This window comes from Frigoribacterium faeni (genome assembly GCF_007988805.1).
GTDB classification, from domain to species: domain Bacteria; phylum Actinomycetota; class Actinomycetes; order Actinomycetales; family Microbacteriaceae; genus Frigoribacterium; species Frigoribacterium faeni.
Genome location: NZ_BJUV01000001.1, coordinates 89,037 through 106,455, shown reverse-complemented (window position 1 = coordinate 106,455; position 17,419 = coordinate 89,037). Strand labels below are relative to the sequence as shown.

Annotated in this window: 12 protein-coding genes; 5 read left to right on the top strand and 7 right to left on the bottom strand. The window is 72.1% G+C overall.

Annotated features, from left to right (window positions below):
• Positions 1–24 precede the first annotated feature (24 nt).
• Positions 25–1,293 carry a right-handed parallel beta-helix repeat-containing protein gene (locus FFA01_RS00485; protein WP_146851855.1) on the bottom strand — a complete coding sequence of 423 codons (1,269 nt, stop codon included), beginning with the start codon at positions 1,291–1,293 and terminating at the stop codon, positions 25–27.
• 157 nt (positions 1,294–1,450) lie between these two features.
• On the bottom strand, positions 1,451–2,044 hold the full coding sequence (locus FFA01_RS00480) for a hypothetical protein (RefSeq protein WP_146851853.1): 594 nt from the start codon (positions 2,042–2,044) through the stop codon (positions 1,451–1,453).
• Positions 2,045–2,224: 180 nt separating this feature from the next.
• On the opposite strand from FFA01_RS00480, the gene FFA01_RS00475 reads away from it, so the two are divergent.
• The 4 genes from FFA01_RS00475 to FFA01_RS00460 all read left to right on the top strand — a co-directional run bounded on the left by FFA01_RS00475 (position 2,225) and on the right by FFA01_RS00460 (position 9,774).
• Entirely contained in the window at positions 2,225–7,561 is a 5,337-nt protein-coding gene (locus tag FFA01_RS00475; protein WP_146851851.1) for a DUF6531 domain-containing protein, read from the top strand.
• A 120-nt stretch (positions 7,562–7,681) separates the two neighbouring features.
• On the top strand, positions 7,682–8,050 hold the full coding sequence (locus FFA01_RS00470) for a hypothetical protein (protein ID WP_146851849.1): 369 nt from the start codon (positions 7,682–7,684) through the stop codon (positions 8,048–8,050).
• A 7-nt stretch (positions 8,051–8,057) separates the two neighbouring features.
• Entirely contained in the window at positions 8,058–8,273 is a 216-nt protein-coding gene (locus FFA01_RS00465; RefSeq protein WP_146851847.1) for a hypothetical protein, read from the top strand.
• Positions 8,274–8,487: 214 nt separating this feature from the next.
• Positions 8,488–9,774: an MFS transporter gene (locus tag FFA01_RS00460; protein ID WP_146851845.1), complete on the top strand. Its 1,287-nt coding sequence runs from the start codon at positions 8,488–8,490 to the stop codon at positions 9,772–9,774.
• A 66-nt stretch (positions 9,775–9,840) separates the two neighbouring features.
• Here FFA01_RS00460 and FFA01_RS00455 read toward each other — a convergent pair whose 3' ends face one another.
• The 5 genes from FFA01_RS00455 to FFA01_RS00435 form a co-directional block, all read right to left on the bottom strand.
• Complete coding sequence (locus FFA01_RS00455; protein WP_146851843.1) at positions 9,841–10,515, bottom strand: response regulator transcription factor; 675 nt, start codon at positions 10,513–10,515, stop codon at positions 9,841–9,843.
• Positions 10,516–10,597: 82 nt separating this feature from the next.
• The gene (locus FFA01_RS00450) at positions 10,598–11,848 is read right to left on the bottom strand and encodes a hypothetical protein (protein WP_146851841.1); all 1,251 of its coding nucleotides are present in this window, start codon (positions 11,846–11,848) and stop codon (positions 10,598–10,600) included.
• The gene (locus tag FFA01_RS00445) at positions 11,845–13,002 is read right to left on the bottom strand and encodes a sensor histidine kinase (RefSeq protein ID WP_146851839.1); all 1,158 of its coding nucleotides are present in this window, start codon (positions 13,000–13,002) and stop codon (positions 11,845–11,847) included. The genes FFA01_RS00450 and FFA01_RS00445 overlap by 4 nt, the downstream gene beginning before the upstream one ends.
• A 200-nt stretch (positions 13,003–13,202) precedes the next feature.
• The gene (gene metX / locus FFA01_RS00440; protein ID WP_146851836.1) at positions 13,203–14,411 is read right to left on the bottom strand and encodes a homoserine O-acetyltransferase MetX; all 1,209 of its coding nucleotides are present in this window, start codon (positions 14,409–14,411) and stop codon (positions 13,203–13,205) included.
• 77 nt (positions 14,412–14,488) lie between these two features.
• Complete coding sequence (locus FFA01_RS00435; RefSeq protein ID WP_146851833.1) at positions 14,489–15,820, bottom strand: bifunctional o-acetylhomoserine/o-acetylserine sulfhydrylase; 1,332 nt, start codon at positions 15,818–15,820, stop codon at positions 14,489–14,491.
• A 194-nt stretch (positions 15,821–16,014) separates the two neighbouring features.
• On the opposite strand from FFA01_RS00435, the gene FFA01_RS00430 reads away from it, so the two are divergent.
• Positions 16,015–16,785, top strand: coding sequence for an SDR family oxidoreductase (locus FFA01_RS00430; protein WP_146851830.1), 771 nt, complete (start codon positions 16,015–16,017; stop codon positions 16,783–16,785).
• Positions 16,786–17,419 lie beyond the last annotated feature (634 nt).

The following is a 17,419-nucleotide window of genomic DNA, read 5'->3' as shown; positions in this document are numbered from 1 at the left end:
CTCGAGTCGCGCAGCGGGCTGCGGCTACAGGCGGTAGTTCCGGCCGTACGCGCGGTCGACGTACGAGCTCGCCGGGCGGACGGTGTCGGTCTTCACCGAGCCGGTCAGCGGCAGGGCGTACGACACGGCCACGTTCTCGGCCTTCGCGATCTGGCCCGCGCCGGGGTCGGTGTAGTACGGGTAGCGGTACCCGGCGATGTAGTTGTACTTGGCGACGTTCTTCGCCGGCTGCGCGATCCGGTAGGTCTTGATCCCGCCGCTGTTGTACTGCTCGCCCTGCGGGGCCCCGATGACGTTGCGCCAGATCACGATGCCCTCGGCCTTGAGCCCCAGTGTGATGCCGCTGCCGGCGTAGATCAACGTGTTGTACCGGATCACCACGTCGCGGGGGCTCTCGTTCGGGTCGCTGCTGCCCGCCGCCTTGATGTTCGAGCCGCGGGGAGCGCCCCAGATCAGGTTCCGCTCGACGAGGCCGTTCGTCGACCAGATCGACGACAGCAGGTAGAGGTTGTGGTCGGTGCCGAGCGCGTCCTGCCCCTTGTTCTCGTGGATGACGTTGCCGACGATCGTCCAGTCGTGCGGGGCCGCCGCGACACGGGCGGCCGTCGACGTGCCCGTGGCGGTCTTCGTCGTGACCATGACGTTCGCGGTGCGCCGCGACGCGGAGACGTCGTTGGCTCGGAAGGTCCAGCCCGTGCCCCCGGCGAAGGTGACGAGTCCGTAGGTGTTCGACTTCGCCGCGTTGTAGGCGAAGCGGAGACCCCAGACGGTCCAGTGGTCGGCGCCGGTGAAGACGAACCGCCCGGCGATCACGGCTCGCTCGCCGGGCGCGTTCTGGATCACGATGGGCTTGGCGGCGGTCGCCGCCTTCGAGTTGTTGCTCACCGACTCCTCGTAGGTGCCGCCACGGAGCACGACGACGTCACCCGGCTTAACGAGCAGCATCGCCATCTGGACCGAACGCACCGGGTTCGACGCGTTCGCCGCCGGGCACTGGCTCTTCACCCAGTCGGTCGCGGCGGCGTTGCCGATGCAGTACGAGCGCTTGTAGGGCTCGACGTGACCATCGGGGTAGCGCAGGTCGATGTAGTCGCTGCCGCTCGTCGAGACCCAGATCGTCGTGCCGCCGGCGGCCGGAGTCGCGAGGGACGTCGACCCGGTCGGGTAGGCGCTGGTCGCGACGGTGGCGGCCTCGGCGGGCGGGGACGCCACGGGCGCGACGACGGCGACGGTGGAGACGAGGGCCGCGGCGGCCAGGACGGTCGCGAGGCGACGCAGGGGAGGAGTGCGCAAGACAGGGCTCTTTCGTGCGGTGAGCGTGGGTGAGTCGCTCGTGATCGGACAAAAGGCCCCGGGGACGGCCGAGAGTCAGCTTAGGCGAGACCCGTCGCCATGGCGAGACCCGTTCCCGACGTGCGGGCAGCGCAGGGCCCGTCCGGCCGGCGCGCGATCAGCCGACGGGTCGCCCCCGGAAGGCGGCCAGCGCCTCCGGGGCACGTCGCTCGAGGTGGCGGAGCAGCTCCCGGTAGTTCTCATCGCGTCCGGTGGCGATGAACAGCCGCCTGCGCCGACCGTCGCGGGCGTCGATGCCCGAACCGTCGACGCCGCCTCCCGGACTGAGCAGCGGACGGAAGGAGGCGATCTCGTCCGCCCGGACCCACCGGGCGGGACGGAACCACGCCTGGACGAGGAATCCCTCGTCGTGGACCTCGAGGCGAGTGCGCCGGATGCCGCGCCAGAGGAGGAGCTCCCCGGCTCCCAGGGCGCAGAGGGCACCGGCCGTCATCGACCCCGCGGCCACGTCGGGTCCGTCACGGAGGGGGACCTGGACCGCCAGCACCAGGCCGAAGAAGAACGAGGCGGAACCCAGGACGGCGAAGACGACGGCGATCGCTCGGGGCGGGCGGGTGCTGAAGAGGGGAGGGGCGTCGGGAGCGGCGACACGGGAGGCCCGCCCGGCGACGGAGGCGACCAGGGGGACCCCGACGGCGACCAGCACGGAGGCGGCGGACACCACGAGTCCGAGGACCGTCCAGTCGATCATTCCGCGATGATACCGACCCCTCTGTCGGGGATGTCCCGCATGATCGACCGTTCGGCGGTAGAGTCAGGACGTTCGAGCCCCGGGGGCGCGTCTCGCGCGGGGGTGACGGCAGGGATCGCGACGAGGTCGTTCGTCGCGACGGGACGTCTTTCAGACGCATCACCAGGGGGAACGAGAACCGTGACGGATCCGACAGGCAACGAGGCAGTCACCTTCGACGACGCGGCTGCGGACGCTCTCATCAGCGAGGCGAACGCGTCGGCCGAGGCCATCGACGGGCAGGTGAGCTCGCGCCGGTCGTACCGGACCACGGCCGAGCAGGACTTCCTCGGGCGCTTCTCCGAGCTCTTCGCCTCGAACCAGGACACCGCGAAGGCGGACGGCGACAAGATCAGCGCCGCTCTGCGGGACGTCGCGACCTGGGCCGGCACGATGAAGGAGTCGGCGAAGAAGGAGAACGCCCGCCGGAAGCGCGCCCGCGAGTGGACCGAGCGCCACGAGAACCGATCGGGGATCGAGAAGTGGTGGGACGGCATCGTCGGCGAGGAGGAGATGCCCAACGAGCCCGCGGAGAAGGAGCCGACCTTCCCCGCGTCGACCGTCGCCACCGGCACCCGCGACACCCCGGCGCCCGGCTCCGGCGGGGGTGAGGGTGGCGCGTCATCGGCGCGCCCCGAGAACCTCCGGTCGTTCGCGACGGGATCCTCCGGGCTCGACACCGAGCTGAACGGCAAGCCGGCCTCGTTGCGAGGCAAGCTCACCGACTTCGCCTCGCGCTGCAAGTGGGGCGAGATCGACGCGAGCGGTCTCGTGACCGGTTTCGAGAAGTGGCTCGAGGCCAACGGCCAGGACGTCACGTGGGCCACCACCGTCGCCGACGCCTTCGCCGCGGCGGGCGGGGAGGGCGCGGTCTCGACGGTGGCCGACTCGGCGCTCGCCGCAGCCCTCCAGTCGGCCGGGGTCTCCGCCGACCGCACGGTCCTCGCGATCGACCCGCCCCGGGCCTACGGCGAGCAGCCGACCACCGGATTCACCATGGACCCCGTCAACACGACGACGGGCAACTTCCTGGAGCCCGAGCACGACCTCGGCTTCGCCGGCGGCTCCGCGTCGCTGGCCGTCACCCGCATGTACAACTCGCTCGACGAGAACGTCGGGCTGTTCGGACCCGGCTGGTCGTCCGTGCTCGAGACCAGGCTGCTGATCGACGACGAGGGCGCCTCGTTCGTCGGAGCCGACGGGCGTCAGATCAGGTTCCCCCGGTCGGGCGCGGGGTGGGCTCGCGGCATCGGGGAGAACCGCTGGCTGGCCGAGGAGGACGGCCTCCTCGTCGTGCGCGACAACGAGGGGACCCGCATCGACTTCAGCCCCTCGGGTCGGTGGGTCGGACAGCGCGGGAGGCGGGGCACGGCCGTCCGCGTCGAGCGCGAGGGCGACGTGGTCACCCGGCTCGTGCACGAGCGGGGCCGGTTCGTCGAGATCGAGCACGCCGACGGACGGGTGGTCGTGCTGCGGGGCTCGGACGGGCGTCGCGTCGAGTACGAGTACGACGAGCACGGGAGGCTCGTCGGCGTCACCACGGCCGAGGGCACCCGCCGCTACGGCTGGAACGACGCCGGCCTCATCGCCACCGTCACGAGCGCCGCGGGCGTGACCGAGGTCGACAACACCTACGATGAGCGCGGGCGCGTCGTCCTCCAGGTCAGCCCGCACGGACGCCGGGTCCGCTTCGGCTACCTGCCCGGTCGCGTGACCGTCGTCTCCGACGAGGACGGCACGCGGTCGAACACCTGGTCGGCGGACGCGAAGGGTCGACTCGTGGGCATCGTCGACAGCGACGACCGCCGCCAGTCCATGAGCTACGACGCGCACGGCAACCTCGTCTCCGCGACGCAGCGCGACGGGTCCGTGACGGTCCACGGGTACGACGACCGGGGTCGACGGACGCGGACCGTCACCCCGGCCGGCGCCGACATCACCTACGGCTACGACGACCTCGACCGCGTCACCACCGTCGTGACCGAGTCCGGCGGCGTGGTCGCCTACGAGTACGAGGGAGACGACAGGAACCCGTCGGCGCTCGAGGACCCCGTCGGGGGGCGATCGGAGCTGACCTGGCGGGACGGGTGCCTGGTGCGGGCGGTCGACGCGACCGGTGTCTCGCTCGACCTCGAGCACGACCGGTACGGCGACGTCGTCGCGGCCCGGAACGCCGAGGGCGACGTGGTGCGCCTGGAGCGGGACCCCCGGGGCCAGGTGGTGGCGTCCGTCACCCCGTCGGGGGCGCGGACCGAGTACCGGTACGACGAAGCAGGGCGGCTCGTCTCCCGGCGCGATCCCGACGGAGCGAAATGGCGATTCGAGCGCGGACCCGCGGGTCGACTCGAGGCGCAGGTGGATCCGACGGGTGCGCGGACGGAGTACGGCTACGGTCCGGCCGGCGACCTCGTCTCCGAGACCGACCCCCTGGGCCGGACGACGACCCGCACGATGGACGATCAGGGCGACGTCGCGGGCATCGAGCTGCCGGGAGGCGCGGCCTGGGCCTTCGAGCACGACGCCCTGTCGCGCCTCCGGGTCGTCACCGACCCCACCGGAGCCCGATGGGACCGCGAGTACGGGGTCAACGGAGACCTCACGTCCATCACGGACCCGACGGGGGTGCGCCGCCAGGCTGACCGCGACGAGACGACCGGACTCTCGTCGCTGCGCGACGCGTTCACGACGACGACGCTCCGGACGGACGAATTCGGCCGGCCCGTCGAGAGGACGTCCGACGAACGCGGGCACGAGCTCGTCACCTACGACGCCTGCGGTCGCCCGGTCGAGCTCGTCGACGGGGAGGGCGGGCTCACGCGCCTCGAACGCGATCTCGCCGGTCGCGTGGTCGCCGTCACGTCGCCCACGGGCGCGCGTTCGACCTACGAGTACGACGCGTGCGGTCGCGCGGCCGCCGCGACCGACGCCACCGGCGCGCGGACCACGCTGACGTACGACGCCGACTCGCGCGTGTCCACCCGCACCGCGCCGACCGGCGACGTCGAGCGTCTTGAGTACGACCTCGTGGGTCGTGTCGTGAGCCGGACCATCCCGGGGGCGGGGACGGCGCGATACCGCTGGGATGCGGTGGGCCGACTCGTCGCCAGCCACGACCTGCGATTCGGGCGGCGGACGTTCCGGTACGACGCGGCGGGTCAGATGATCGCCGTGGCGAACGGCCTCGGGGGAGTGACCTCGTACGAGTACGACGAGCGTGGCCGCCCCGTCGCGGTGACCGACCCGGTGGGCGGGGTGACGCGCCGGGCCTACGACGCCGCGGATCGCGTGATCGCCGTCACCGACCCCCTCGGGCGGACGACGACGTACTCGTACGACGCCGCCGGTCGGCCCGTCGCTCGGACGGACCCCGACGGACGCGTCACGGAGAACGGCTACGACCGCGCTGGGCGGCAGCAGAGCGTGAGGGTCGACGGCGCCGTCGTGCTCGAGATCGCTCGCGACCCCTTCGATCGGACGGTCGTCGTGACCGACCACACCCGCGGCCCGGGTCGTGCGGTGGACCACGAGCTGCGGTACGACCGTCGCGGGCTGCTCGTCCGTCGCTCACGGGGTGCCCAGGCGATGGCGTGGGAGCGCGACGCCGACGGGATCGTCGTCGCCCGAGTCGACCCCGCCGGAGTGCGGACGGACTACCGCCGCGATGCGAACGGTCGCATCGTCGGGGCGACGCGCGACGGCGTGCCCCTCGGCGGCGTCGCGTACGACGGCGCCGGTCGCGTCGTCGAGTCGATCGCGGGCGACCTCGTGCAGACGTGGTCGTACGAGGGCGGCGTCGTGGTGGAGCACGTCGAGACCCGGGCGACCGGAGTCGACGCGACCCGCATCGAACACGACGCGGACGGACGCATCGCGGCGGTGGAGGGGCCCCGCGGCAGGGTCGAGTACCGCTACGACGACGCCGCGCAGCTCGTGGCCGCGCAGCGGAGCGCCGGTGCCGGGCGGACCTGGGGGTACGACACCGCAGGCCGTCTCGTCGCCGAGACCGCGGACGGGGTCGAGACCCGCCACGAGTACGACCGGGCTGCGCAGCTCGTCGCCACGGAGAGGCTCGGCGTCCGTGTCGAGTACGTTCACGACGGCCTCGGGCGACGGATCCGGCGGACCGAGCCGGACGGTTCGACGCGGGAGTACCTGTGGTCCGACCTCGGTCGTCTCGGCGGCATCGTCGATCGCGATCGGGACGGCACGGAGACCGGACGCATCGACGTCTGGGTCGACGGCCTGGGCGAGCTCGCCGAGGCGGGTGGAGTGGCCACCTGGTGGGACTCGGTCGCCACCGTGCCGTCTCTGGCCTGCCTCGGCGGGGCGCCCGTGCTCACCTTGCCCGGTGGTGTGACGGCGGTCGACGAGGCGGTGACCTCCAGCGGGTGGCGTGCGGCACGAGCCACCGACGTCGAGGACCCCTGGGAGGCGCTGGCCTCCGCATCGGAGCTGGGAGCGGGGCTCGGACTGCCCGAGGGCGTCGGCCTGACGGCGGGCGGCGGACTCACCATCGGCGGCCTCGACTGGCTCGGAGCCCGGGTCTACGACCCGTCGGCGCGGGGATTCCTGTCGACCGATCCGATCGTGGCCACCCTCGGCGCGGGATGGGCCGCCAACCCCTACTCCTACGCGGGGAACGACCCGATCCACGCGCTGGACCCGCTGGGCCTCAAGCCCGCGACCGACGCCGACCTGAAGGCGTACAACGATGCGAACCAGGGGTTCATCGTCGACGCCGCCAAAGAGGTCTGGTCGCACAGGGAGGCGATCCTCGCAGGAGTCATGATCGCGGGGAGCATCGCCCTGATGTTCGTACCCGGCGTCAACATCCTCGCGCTCGCCGCGGGCGGTGCCCTCCTCGCCGGCGGGATGAACATCATCCAGCAGGGGCCGGACAGCGGCAACGTCGACTACAAGCAGGTCGGGGTGCAGATGCTCATCGGCGGTGTGGCCGGCGCCGCGGGCGGCGCCGCGGCGACCGTCGCCTCCAAGGCGGCTCCGGCCGTCTCGCAGGCCGTGGCTCCCGCCGTCCAGCGCATCGCGTCCCCGATCGGGCAGCGCGTCGCGACGGCCGCCGTGGGCCGGGCCGGGCAGGGCGCCGTGGCCGCGGGCGTCGAGGGGGCCACGAGCAACGTGCTCGACTACGGCCTGGACCCGAAGCAGGATCACTCGTTCGCAGGTTACGTCGGCCAGGGAGTGAACGGGTTCGTCGCCGGGTCGGTCACCAGCGGCATCTCGAGCGCCATCCCCGCTCCCTCGTCGACCAACATCCTGTCGGATGCTCTGCCGTCGCTGAGTCCGCGGTGGAACGCGGCCGGCGAGGGGCTGCTCGACATGGGTCAGGATAGCCTCGTGGGCGGGACATCGGAGCTGGCGCAGTACGTGTTGGATCCGGACCCCGAGTCGACCCCTGGGGAGGCGTTCTCGAACGGCTTCCTCTCGGGGGCCGAAGGGCCGAGCCTCCCGCGACACTGACCGGACGCAGCACGAGCCGTCTGACGAGAAAGATGAACGAGCATGTCGGATTCACACCGTTCCGCCGCAGCGCCGCCGAGGAAGCGCTCGACGCGCCGCGCGCGGCTCATCCTGATCACCTTGCTCGCGGTATTCGTGCTCGTCGTCGGCACGTTCGGCGTCGGACCGCGTGTGCTCTCGTCGTACGACTCCTCGCACCGTGAGACGCTGACCTGCCGGGTGGACTCCGTCGAGGCCTACTCGGGCCGGAGCTCCAGCCGGACGGGGATCGGCGGCGAGTACGCGCTGGTACGCGTGCGCACCTCGTCGTGCGGCATCCTCGACATGCGCGAGGGCGTCACCGCGGAGAACGCGGAGCGGATCGCGGCCGAGCTGACCCCGGGTCGGACCTACGACTTCTCGGTCGGCGCCGGCTCGCTCCGTCTCGAGAGGCTGCTCCAGGTCGTCAAGCAGGAGCCGCCGCTCTACGACTTCAGCCCCGCAGCCTGACGCGGCCGTGCCCGATCCCGCACGACGCATCCGCAGATCGCCGAGTGAGAAGTCGGCCAGGCGCGAGGGGATCACCGCCGAGACGGTGGACGACGTCGCCGCGGAGTTGACCGAGGGTGAGACGTACGTGTTCTCGGTCGGTTCGGGCTCGCTCCGCATCGAGCGCCTCCTCGATCTCGTCAGGCAGGAACCGCCCGTCTACGACGTCGCCCCCGCTTCCTGACGCGGGCTGCGGCCCGGTCACCGGGCCTGCCGCGGGCGACTTCCGCCGCGCCTCCCGAGGTCGTAAGCTCGTCGGTGGCCCGGCGCCGATCGAATCGATTCGGCGGACGCGGGCCGGAGGCGCCGGTGACCCGACGCCCCACCCCGGCCCGCTCGACGGAGAGCCCCGGGCCCCCGCCGCCCGACACCCTCCAGCCCAGCGAAGGCAGCCGCCCGTGAACACCCTCTCCACCCGTCGCAAGACGTTCGCCCTCATCGCCCTGGCCCTCGGCGGGTTCGGCATCGGATCGACCGAGTTCGTGGCCATGGGGCTGCTGCCCAACATCGCTCAGGACCTCCTGCCGGGGCTGTACGCGCAGTCGTCGGAGGAGGGCATCGCCCGTGCGGGCTGGCTCGTCAGCGCGTATGCGCTGGGCGTCGTCGTCGGAGCGCCCACGATCGCCGCCATGTCGTCTCACCTGCCCAAGAAGAAGCTCCTGATGGGGCTGCTCGCGCTCTTCGTCGCGGGCACCGTGCTCTCGGCCGTGCTGCCCTCGTTCGGCTGGGTGCTCGGCGCCCGGTTCTTCGCCGGTCTGCCGCACGGCGCCTACTTCGGCATCGCGTCGATCGTCGCCGCGACGATCATGGGTCCGGGCAACCGGGGCAAGGGCGTCGCCCTCGTGCTGAGCGGGCTGACGATCGCCAACGTCGTCGGGGTGCCGACGATCACCGCGCTCGGGCAGGCCCAGGGATGGCGCACCGCCTACCTCGCCGTCGCCGCGATCTTCGCCCTCACCTTCGTCGCCGTGGCCCTGGCCGTGCCCCGTCTGGAGGGCGACTCGGCGGCCTCGATGAAGCGCGAGCTCAGCGCGTTCCGCAAGCCCCAGGTCTGGCTCGTCATGGGCGTCGGGGCCATCGGCTTCGGCGGGTTCTTCGCCGTCTACAGCTACATCGCCAACGCCGTGACCGAGGGCGCGGGCGTCGACGAGGGCGTCGTGCCGTGGGTGCTGGTCGGCGTGGGCGTGGGCATGACGATCGGCAACGTGATCGGCGGCTGGGCGGCCGACAAGAACCTCAAGGCCGCACTGACCGTCGGGTTCGTCGGCCTGATCGCCGCACTCGTCGCCTACGCGCTGCTCGTCGACGGCATCGTCGGGATCTTCGTGACCACGTTCCTCCTCGGCCTCGTCAGCTCGATGATCGGCCCGTCGGTGCAGTCCAGGCTGATGGAGGTGGCGGGCGAGAGCCAGGTGATCGGCGCCGCCCTCAACCACTCGTCGATGAACCTCGGCAACAGCGCCGGCGCATACCTCGGCGGTGCCGTCATCGCGGCGGGCTTCGGGTTCGCCGCGCCGGGCTGGGTCGGGGTCGCGTTGGCTCTGGCCGGGGTCGTCCTCACCGTCGTGAGCTTCCGCCTCCAACGCACGGGCGACGCCCGCCAGGCGGCCCTGTGCGCCGCGGCGGAGAGAGCGGACCACCAGGAGGACACCGACACCGGATCGGTGTTCATCACCCAGGGCTGACGGAGGCGCGTCCCGCCTGACGGATCAGGCGGGACGGTCGAGGCTGCGGGCTGGCCGCCCGGGGAGCTAGAACGTCTGCGCGGGGGCGTCGGTCTGCAGCAGGATGCCGTCCTGGATGGCGCGCTTGCGGAGCGCGACCTTCGTTCCGACGTCGTATCCGGCCACCCGGTACTTCTCGCGGATGCGCTTGAGGTAGCTCTTCGCGGTCTCCTCGCTGATGCCGAGCTGGTAGGCCACGGCCTTGACGGGCTCGCCGCCGCCGTAGAGGGCCATCACCCGGCGCTCCTGCGCGCTCAGCTTGGGCACTCCGCCGATCTCGGCCGCGTTGAGCGCCAGGTCGAGCTCGGCCGAGATGTACGACTCGCCCTGGGCCGCGGACCGGATCGCCTCGACGATCATCTCGGCGTCCTCGCTCTTGACGAGGTAGCCGAGGGCGCCGGCGGCGAGGGCCTCGCGCACCACGTTGGGCTCGGAGTAGGTGCTCATCAGGACCGTCTTGACGCCGGTGGTCTTGAGCGTGTTGATCTTCAGCGAGATCGGGATGTTGTCCTTGAGGTCGAGGTCGAGCAGCACCACGTCGACGGGGAACTCGGGGTGGGTCAGCAGCTCGGGCCACGAGGCGACCGCGGCGACCATCGAGATGTCGCTCGCCGCACCGCGGATCCACTCGCTCAGGGCACCGAGCAGCATCTTGTGGTCGTCGACCAGGGCCAGGCGGATGCGTTCGTCGGGGTTCGTCACGGGGACCTTCTTTCTCAGGACGTGAGGTCCATGCTAGACGGGGCCGACACGAGGTGAGGTCCCGTCGCCGTCACCACGCCGATCACGCCTCGGCCGGGTTGTCGACGATGCACGAGACGCGCAGGCGCACGCTCTGCTCGTGGGTGGACACGGTGTACTCGCCGACTCGTTCGAGGGCGTTCCACGTGGCGGGGGTGACGCGGTTGCGTCGGATGCCGGTCGTCGTGATCGTCACCGGCACCTCGACGCTGCGACCCGCCGCCGACTGGCCCGCCGCCGTGACCGGACCGAGCGTGAGGGTGATCGTCGTCCCGGGCGTCCGGCTCTTCGAGTCGCCCAGCAGCAGCCACACGGCCTGCAGGAGCCCGTCGCGCTGCGGGGGAGACAGGAGGCCCGCGAGCGACGAGGGGTCGGCCAGCGTCACCGAGCGCCCGAGGTACTCGGACTCCGTCACCGCGTGGTGCAGCCAGGTCTCGCGTCGGCCCTCGATCAGGTGCAGTCGGAGCTCGGTGGCGAGCGACGCGGCCTGCGAGGCGACCTTCGGCGAGAGGGGCAGGGGGACGTCGCCGCCGGCGACGCCGTCGAGCAGCTTCTCGGCCGCGAGGTCGAGTCGGGCGAGCTCGTCGCTGGCGAGCATCCCCACGGCGAAGCGGGGCTGCGTGACGTTGCTCTGCACCAGCACGCGGTCGAGCTCGACCTGCACCATGCGGCGGAACCGCTGCAGCACGGCGGTGGCCACGGCGCTCGGCAGGACGGCGAGGGAGATGACGGCGAGCTGCTGCGGACCCGTGTCGGCGGTGATGGGCGTGGTCGCCAGCGTGAAGGCGACGAGGGCGCCCAGGAGCACGACGGTGGCGACGACGATCTCGCGAGCGGGGCGCAGGGTGACGACCGGCAGCAGGCCGAAGCCGACGGCGACGCTGGCCGTGGCGTAGGCGCCGACGTCGTGCAGCGGGGCGATCGCCAGGAAGTCGAACCCGACGACGCCCGCCAGGACGACGCCGATGGCCGCGAACATCCGACCGGTCAGACGCTGACCCCGGATGGTCACGAGGGCGGCGGTGCCGACGAAGACGGCGATGTACAGCAGCCAGGCGACGAGCGCGGGAGCCACCGAGGGGTAGTCCTCGAGGTGGCTGAAGAAGAAGATGAGGCCGTAGACCGCCTGGAGGCCCGCGACCACCGCGGCCCCGAGGCCGAGGTAGCCGGTGCCGAGGGTGGCGCCGGCGGCCCGGGCCTGTCGGAGCGACCGCGCTCCGGTCGAGCCGATCGGCAGCCCCCTGGCCGCACGCCGTCCACGGGTGACGCCGAGGGTGTTCTCGTCCACGCTCATCGCGGTGCCTCCAGCACGACGGTCGTCCCCGCTCCGGGGGACGAGAAGAGCCTGGCGCTGCCGCCGACCTCCCGGAGGCGGCCGACCACCGACTCCTTGAAGCCGAGGCGCTCCTCGCTGACGCCCTCGAGGTCGAAGCCGACGCCGGCGTCGGTCACCATGGCGCGGACCATGCTGTCGTCGTGGATGATCGTGACGTGGGCCTCGGTCACCCCGGCGTGCCGGCGGACGTTCTCGAGGCACTCGGCGAGGGCGAGCAGGAACGCGTCGAGCACGTGCGTCGGCAGCAGGACCTGACCCGTGCCGTGCCAGCTCACCTCGAGGCCCATCCGGCCGAAGCGCTGCTTGACCGACTCGAGGGTCTGACCGAGCGGCGACTCCTCGACGGTCTCGAGCGAGTAGTCGCCGGAGGCCTGGGGCTGCGGGGTGCCGCCCAGTCGGAGATGCCTGAGCAGTCGGGCGTCCTCCGCGGCCTGGGCCTGGAGCGCCTGCGGGGTGACGCCGAAGCCCGAGTGGGCCAGCAGCGTGAGGGTGGCGAGCACGGTGTCGTGCAGCAGCCGAGCGCCCTGACGGCGCTGCGCCTCGGTCTCGCTGGCCTGACGCTCGGCACGGTGCGCGTTGCCGATGCTGTAGATGCGGCGGGCGGCCAACGGGACGCTGCGACCGAGCCAGACCCCGGTGACGAAGATGAGGGTCCAGCCCAGGATGACGGCGGCGACCGGGAACGTGAGCAGCGATCCGGTGGCCCAGGCGACGAGCGCGACGGCCACGACGAAGGCGACGGCGGCCGTGACGATGCGGATGCGACTGGACGACAGCACCACGCAGAACGCGGCCGTCGCGCCGCCCACCAGCGGGATCACCGCGGTCGCGAGAGCGGGGTCGGTCGAATCGCCCGAGGGCAGCAGGGCGACGACGGACACCGCGATGCCGGAGCCCAGCCCGATCAGCACCCAGCGCGGCGACGTCGAGCGCGCCACCATCCACAGCGAGACGATGAGCAGCACGACGAGCGGGACGATCGCGGCCAGATGCGCCGGGTCGGTGACTCCGGGGATGCTGAGGGCGACGAGGGACACCAGGGCGCACGGGATGCCGAGTGCCCGTGCCGTGCTGCTGAGCAGTCGGTCACGCTCCTGGGAGAAGATGTCCATGCAGATCCAAGGTGTGCATCGGGTGTCGTTCAACCTGTCGGGGTGACAGCAGACCCCATGCTTTCACACAGGACCCCCCTGCGGGGGACGCTCGTGGTCGCGATTCGTCGCGACCCGGTCGGGACCTCGGGAGCGGGTGCCGAGGAGGCGCGGGTCGAGTCGACGAGGCGACCCGCGCCTCCTCGTCCTCATCGTCCCGATCAGCCCTCGAGCAGGCGCCGGAGGTGCCCGCCGACGGCCTCGTTCTCGATGAGGAACCCGTCGTGGCCGAACTCGCTGGCGATGACGGCGGGCTCGTGCCCGTCGACGCCGGTCGCGATGTGGCGGGCGATCACGATCTGATCGGCGACGGGGAACAGCCGGTCGCTGTCGATGCCGAGCACGAGGGTGCGGGCCGTGACCCGGTCGAGCGCGGCCGCGACGCCGCCGCGTCCGCGGCCGACGTCGTGCGAGTTCATGGCGCCGAGCAGGGTGACGTAGCTGCCGGCGTCGAACCGCCGCGTGAACTTGTTGCCGTGGAAGTCGAGGTAGCTCTCGACCTGGAACCGGCCGGGCCCGCCGAGGGGCGAGATGTCGCTCTGCCAGCTGCGGCCGAACCGCGCGTTGAGCTCGTCGGGGGAGCGGTAGTTCAGCAGGGCCATCCGGCGGGCCAGAGCGAGACCGCGGTAGGGGCCCTCGCCGTCGGGGGCGTCGTAGAAGTCGCCGTCGTGCCAGGCGGAGTCCATCCGGATGGCCTCGTACTGGACGGTGTTGAGCGCGATCTGGTCGGCGCTGACGATCGGCGGCGCGGCCAGGACCCCGAGCCGGGCCACCCGGTCGGGGTGGCTGACGCCCCATTCGAGGGCGTGCATGCCGCCCATCGAGCCGCCGACGACCGCGGCCCAGCGCTCGACGCCGAGTCCGTCGGCGAAGGCCGCCTGCGCCGCGACCTGGTCCCGGATCGTCAGGTGCGGGAACCGCGAGCCCCATTCGGCGGCGTCGGGGGCGAACGAGGACGGCCCCGTGCTGCCCTGGCAACCACCGAGCATGTTGGGGGCCACGACGAACCACCGGTCGGTGTCGATCGCGAGGCCGGGGCCGACGACGCCGTTCCACCACCCCGCGGTCGGGTGCCCGGGCCCGGCCGGACCGAGCACGTGGCTGTCGCCGGTGAGGGCGTGCAGCAGCAGCACGGCGTTGCCTCGGTCGGCGTCGAGCTCGCCCCAGGTCTCGTAGGCGAGGCGCGGGCGGGGCAGCGTGACGCCGCTCTCGAGCACGAGGTCGTCGAGGGCGGCGAAGGAGCGGCCGCCGGGGTCGTCGCCGTCGCGCCAGGCGCCGGTGACCGGCGGGCGTCCGAGCATCGCGAGGCGCGTGCGCTCGCTGACGACGCTCGACGGAACGGTGTCCTCGGGTGTGCTCTGCCAGTCCATGTGAGATCCATCCTGGACGAGCCGAGGAGGCGCGGTGCGTTTGTTACGCGCACCGCGCCTCCTCGGACGTCCTCGCCTCAGCTGCTGCGCAGCGACTCCCGGGTGACCGCGCGCGCCGCGGCGAAGCCGGCGTCGAGGTCGGCCTTGAGGTCGTCGACGTTCTCGAGGCCGACCGAGAGCCGGACGAGCCCCGGGGTGACGCCCGTGGTGAGCTGCTGCTCGGGCGTGAGCTGCGAGTGCGTGGTCGAGGCGGGGTGGATCACCAGGCTCCGCACATCGCCGATGTTGGCGAGGTGGCTGAAGAGCCGGAGGCTGTCGACGAGGGCTCGACCGGCGTCGACGCCGCCCTTCAACTCGAACGAGAGCACGGCGCCGACGCCCTTCGGGGCGTACTTGTTCGCCGCCGCGTACCAGGGGCTGGTCGGCAGGCCGGCGTAGTAGACGGCGGCGACGTCGTCGCGGGCGTCGAGCCACTCGGCGATCTCCTGGGCGTTCTGCACGTGACGTTCGATGCGGAGGCTGAGGGTCTCGATGCCCTGGATCAGCGAGAACGCCGTGTCGGGGCTGTTCGAGGCGCCGAGGTCGCGGAGCAGCTGCACGCGCGCCTTGATGATGTAGGCCAGCGGATCGCCGACGGCATCGGTGTAGACCGCGCCGTGGTACGAGGGGTCGGGCCGGGTGAGCCCGGGGAACCGGTCCGCATGGGTCGACCAGGCGAAGGTGCCGCCGTCGACGATGAAGCCGCCGATGACGGTGCCGTGCCCGCCGAGGAACTTCGTGGCCGAGTGCACGACGATGTCGGCGCCGTGCTCGAACGGGCGGATCAGGTACGGCGTCGCGATGGTGTTGTCGACGATCAGGGGAACGCCCTCGGCGTGAGCGACCTGCGACACCTTCTCGATGTCGAGGATGTTGATCTTCGGGTTGCCGATGGTCTCGGCGAAGAACAGCTTCGTGTTCGGGCGCACCGCGCGACGCCACTCGTCGGGGTCGTCCTGGTTCTCGACGAAGGTGGTCTCGATGCCGAGCTTCGCGAGCGTGTACTTGAAGAGGTTGTAGGTGCCGCCGTAGATCGACGACGACGAGACGATGTGATCGCCCGCCTGGGCGATGTTGAGGACGGCGAAGGTCGACGCGGCCTGGCCCGACGCGACCAGCAGCGCACCGGTGCCCCCCTCGAGCGCGGCGATGCGCTGCTCCACGACGTCGTGGGTGGGGTTCATGATGCGCGAGTAGATGTTGCCGTTCTCGGCCAGGGCGAAGAGGTCCTGGGCGTGCTGCGCGTCGCGGAAGACGTACGAGGTCGTCTTGTAGATCGGCGTGGCCCGGGCGTGGGTCGTCGGGTCGGGCTGCGCTCCGGCGTGGATCTGCCGGGTCTCGAACTTCCAGGCGGGCGTCTCGTCGCTCATGGTCTGCTCCTGCGGTCGGGGTCTGCGTGGGCCGGATCGGCCGGTCTGCGGTGGTGCAACGGTACGCAGGCCCCGCTCGGGCTGTCCATGCGACCGGACACGCGACGTAACGGGCGCGCTACCGTCGAGGCGGTGCGCCGGGACGCGTCGCACGGACGGTCGTCGAGCGGTCGACGACCACGGAGGAGGATCAGATGGCCAAGCGTGTCGTGGTGACGGGTGCCAGTTCGGGGATCGGGGCGGCGACGGTCCGGCTCCTCCGGCGGCGGGGCTGGGACGTGATCGCGGTCGCCCGCCGCGAGGACCGCCTCCGGCAGCTCGCGGACGAGACCGGCGCCACGTGGTTCCGGGCCGACATGACGAGCGACGACGACGTGGCGGCCCTCCGAGCGCACGTCGAGTCGACGGGAGCGCTGCACGCCCTGGTCAACAACGCGGGAGGCGCGTTCGGGCTCGACAGCGTCGAGTCCGGCTCGGTGGACGACTGGCAGCGCATGTTCGACGTGAACGTGCTGGGCACGAAGCGCGCCGTGTCGGCGCTCCTGCCGGCGCTGCGGCGCGGAGCCGACGCGGAGGGCGGTGCGGACATCGTGACGGTGACCTCGATCGCGGGTCACGTCGCCTACGAGAACGGCGGCGGCTACAACGCCGCCAAGTTCGCCGAGCACGCCCTGGTGGCGGTGCTGCGGCTCGAGCTCGCGGGCGAGCCGATCCGTGTGATCGAGATCGCGCCGGGCATGGTGCACACCGAGGAGTTCTCCCTCGTCCGGTTCGGGGGAGATCGTGACCGGGCCGACGCCGTCTACGCCGACGTCGAGGCGCCTCTCGTGGCCGACGACGTGGCGGAGGCGATCGTGCACTCGGTCGAGCTGCCCGCGCACGTCAACCTCGACCTCGTCACGATCAAGCCCGTCGCCCAGGCCGCCACGTACAAGGTGGCGAAGGGGAGTCTCCGGACACGCTGACCGGTGGCGCGGACGGGTCGCGGACGGGTGATTCGCGGAGGATACGGCGGGTTAGAGGCGCGCCCCAGAACAGGGGGCAGCCGGCCGCCGCGGTGTCGTCCCGAGCCGCGGGCGAGCCTCCCGTGACCCCCCGTTCGAGGGGCGGTATCGGCTCTGTGTCGGCACTTCGGGGGACCGGGTGGCCTTGAATCTGAGTACCCGTCAGTTTATTTCGGGGGACACGGAGCGTCCCCCGAAGCGGCGCCGGCCGGACCGGGAGGCGGGGCGGAACCGGCCGCAGGCCGTGGCCCCGCACAGGGCGCAGTCGCTCCCGCGGCGGTAGTGCTCGTGCGCCGCCTTGGTGTGCCCGCACACGCAGGGCGTGCTGTCGTCGCTCACGGTCCGCGCCATGGTGCCCTCCGAGGGGTCGGGGCCGAGGGTCCTCCCGGTGGAGGAGCCCGCCGTCGTGGCACGAGCCTATCGGGCGGCCCGGGATCGTGATCGGGTCCGAGCCCGACGCCGACGTCGACCCCGGCCCTCGGGGGACGGGGCTTTTCGGGGGACACGGGGCCCGGCGTCCTCCCAGGCGGGGTGGCCGGTCCGGGCGGAGGGTGAGTCGTCCCCGGCGAGGGCGGATCGTCGGCTCGGAGCGCGA

Excerpts from the sequence above, each read along its gene's own strand:
- FFA01_RS00480 (WP_146851853.1), bottom strand. The coding sequence starts at position 2,044 with ATGATCGACTGGACGGTCCTCGGACTCGTGGTGTCCGCCGCCTCCGTG.
- FFA01_RS00450 (WP_146851841.1), bottom strand. The coding sequence starts at position 11,848 with ATGAGCGTGGACGAGAACACCCTCGGCGTCACCCGTGGACGGCGTGCG.
- FFA01_RS00445 (WP_146851839.1), bottom strand. The coding sequence starts at position 13,002 with ATGGACATCTTCTCCCAGGAGCGTGACCGACTGCTCAGCAGCACGGCA.
- metX (WP_146851836.1), bottom strand. The coding sequence starts at position 14,411 with ATGGACTGGCAGAGCACACCCGAGGACACCGTTCCGTCGAGCGTCGTC.
- FFA01_RS00435 (WP_146851833.1), bottom strand. The coding sequence starts at position 15,820 with ATGAGCGACGAGACGCCCGCCTGGAAGTTCGAGACCCGGCAGATCCAC.
- FFA01_RS00430 (WP_146851830.1), top strand. The coding sequence starts at position 16,015 with ATGGCCAAGCGTGTCGTGGTGACGGGTGCCAGTTCGGGGATCGGGGCG.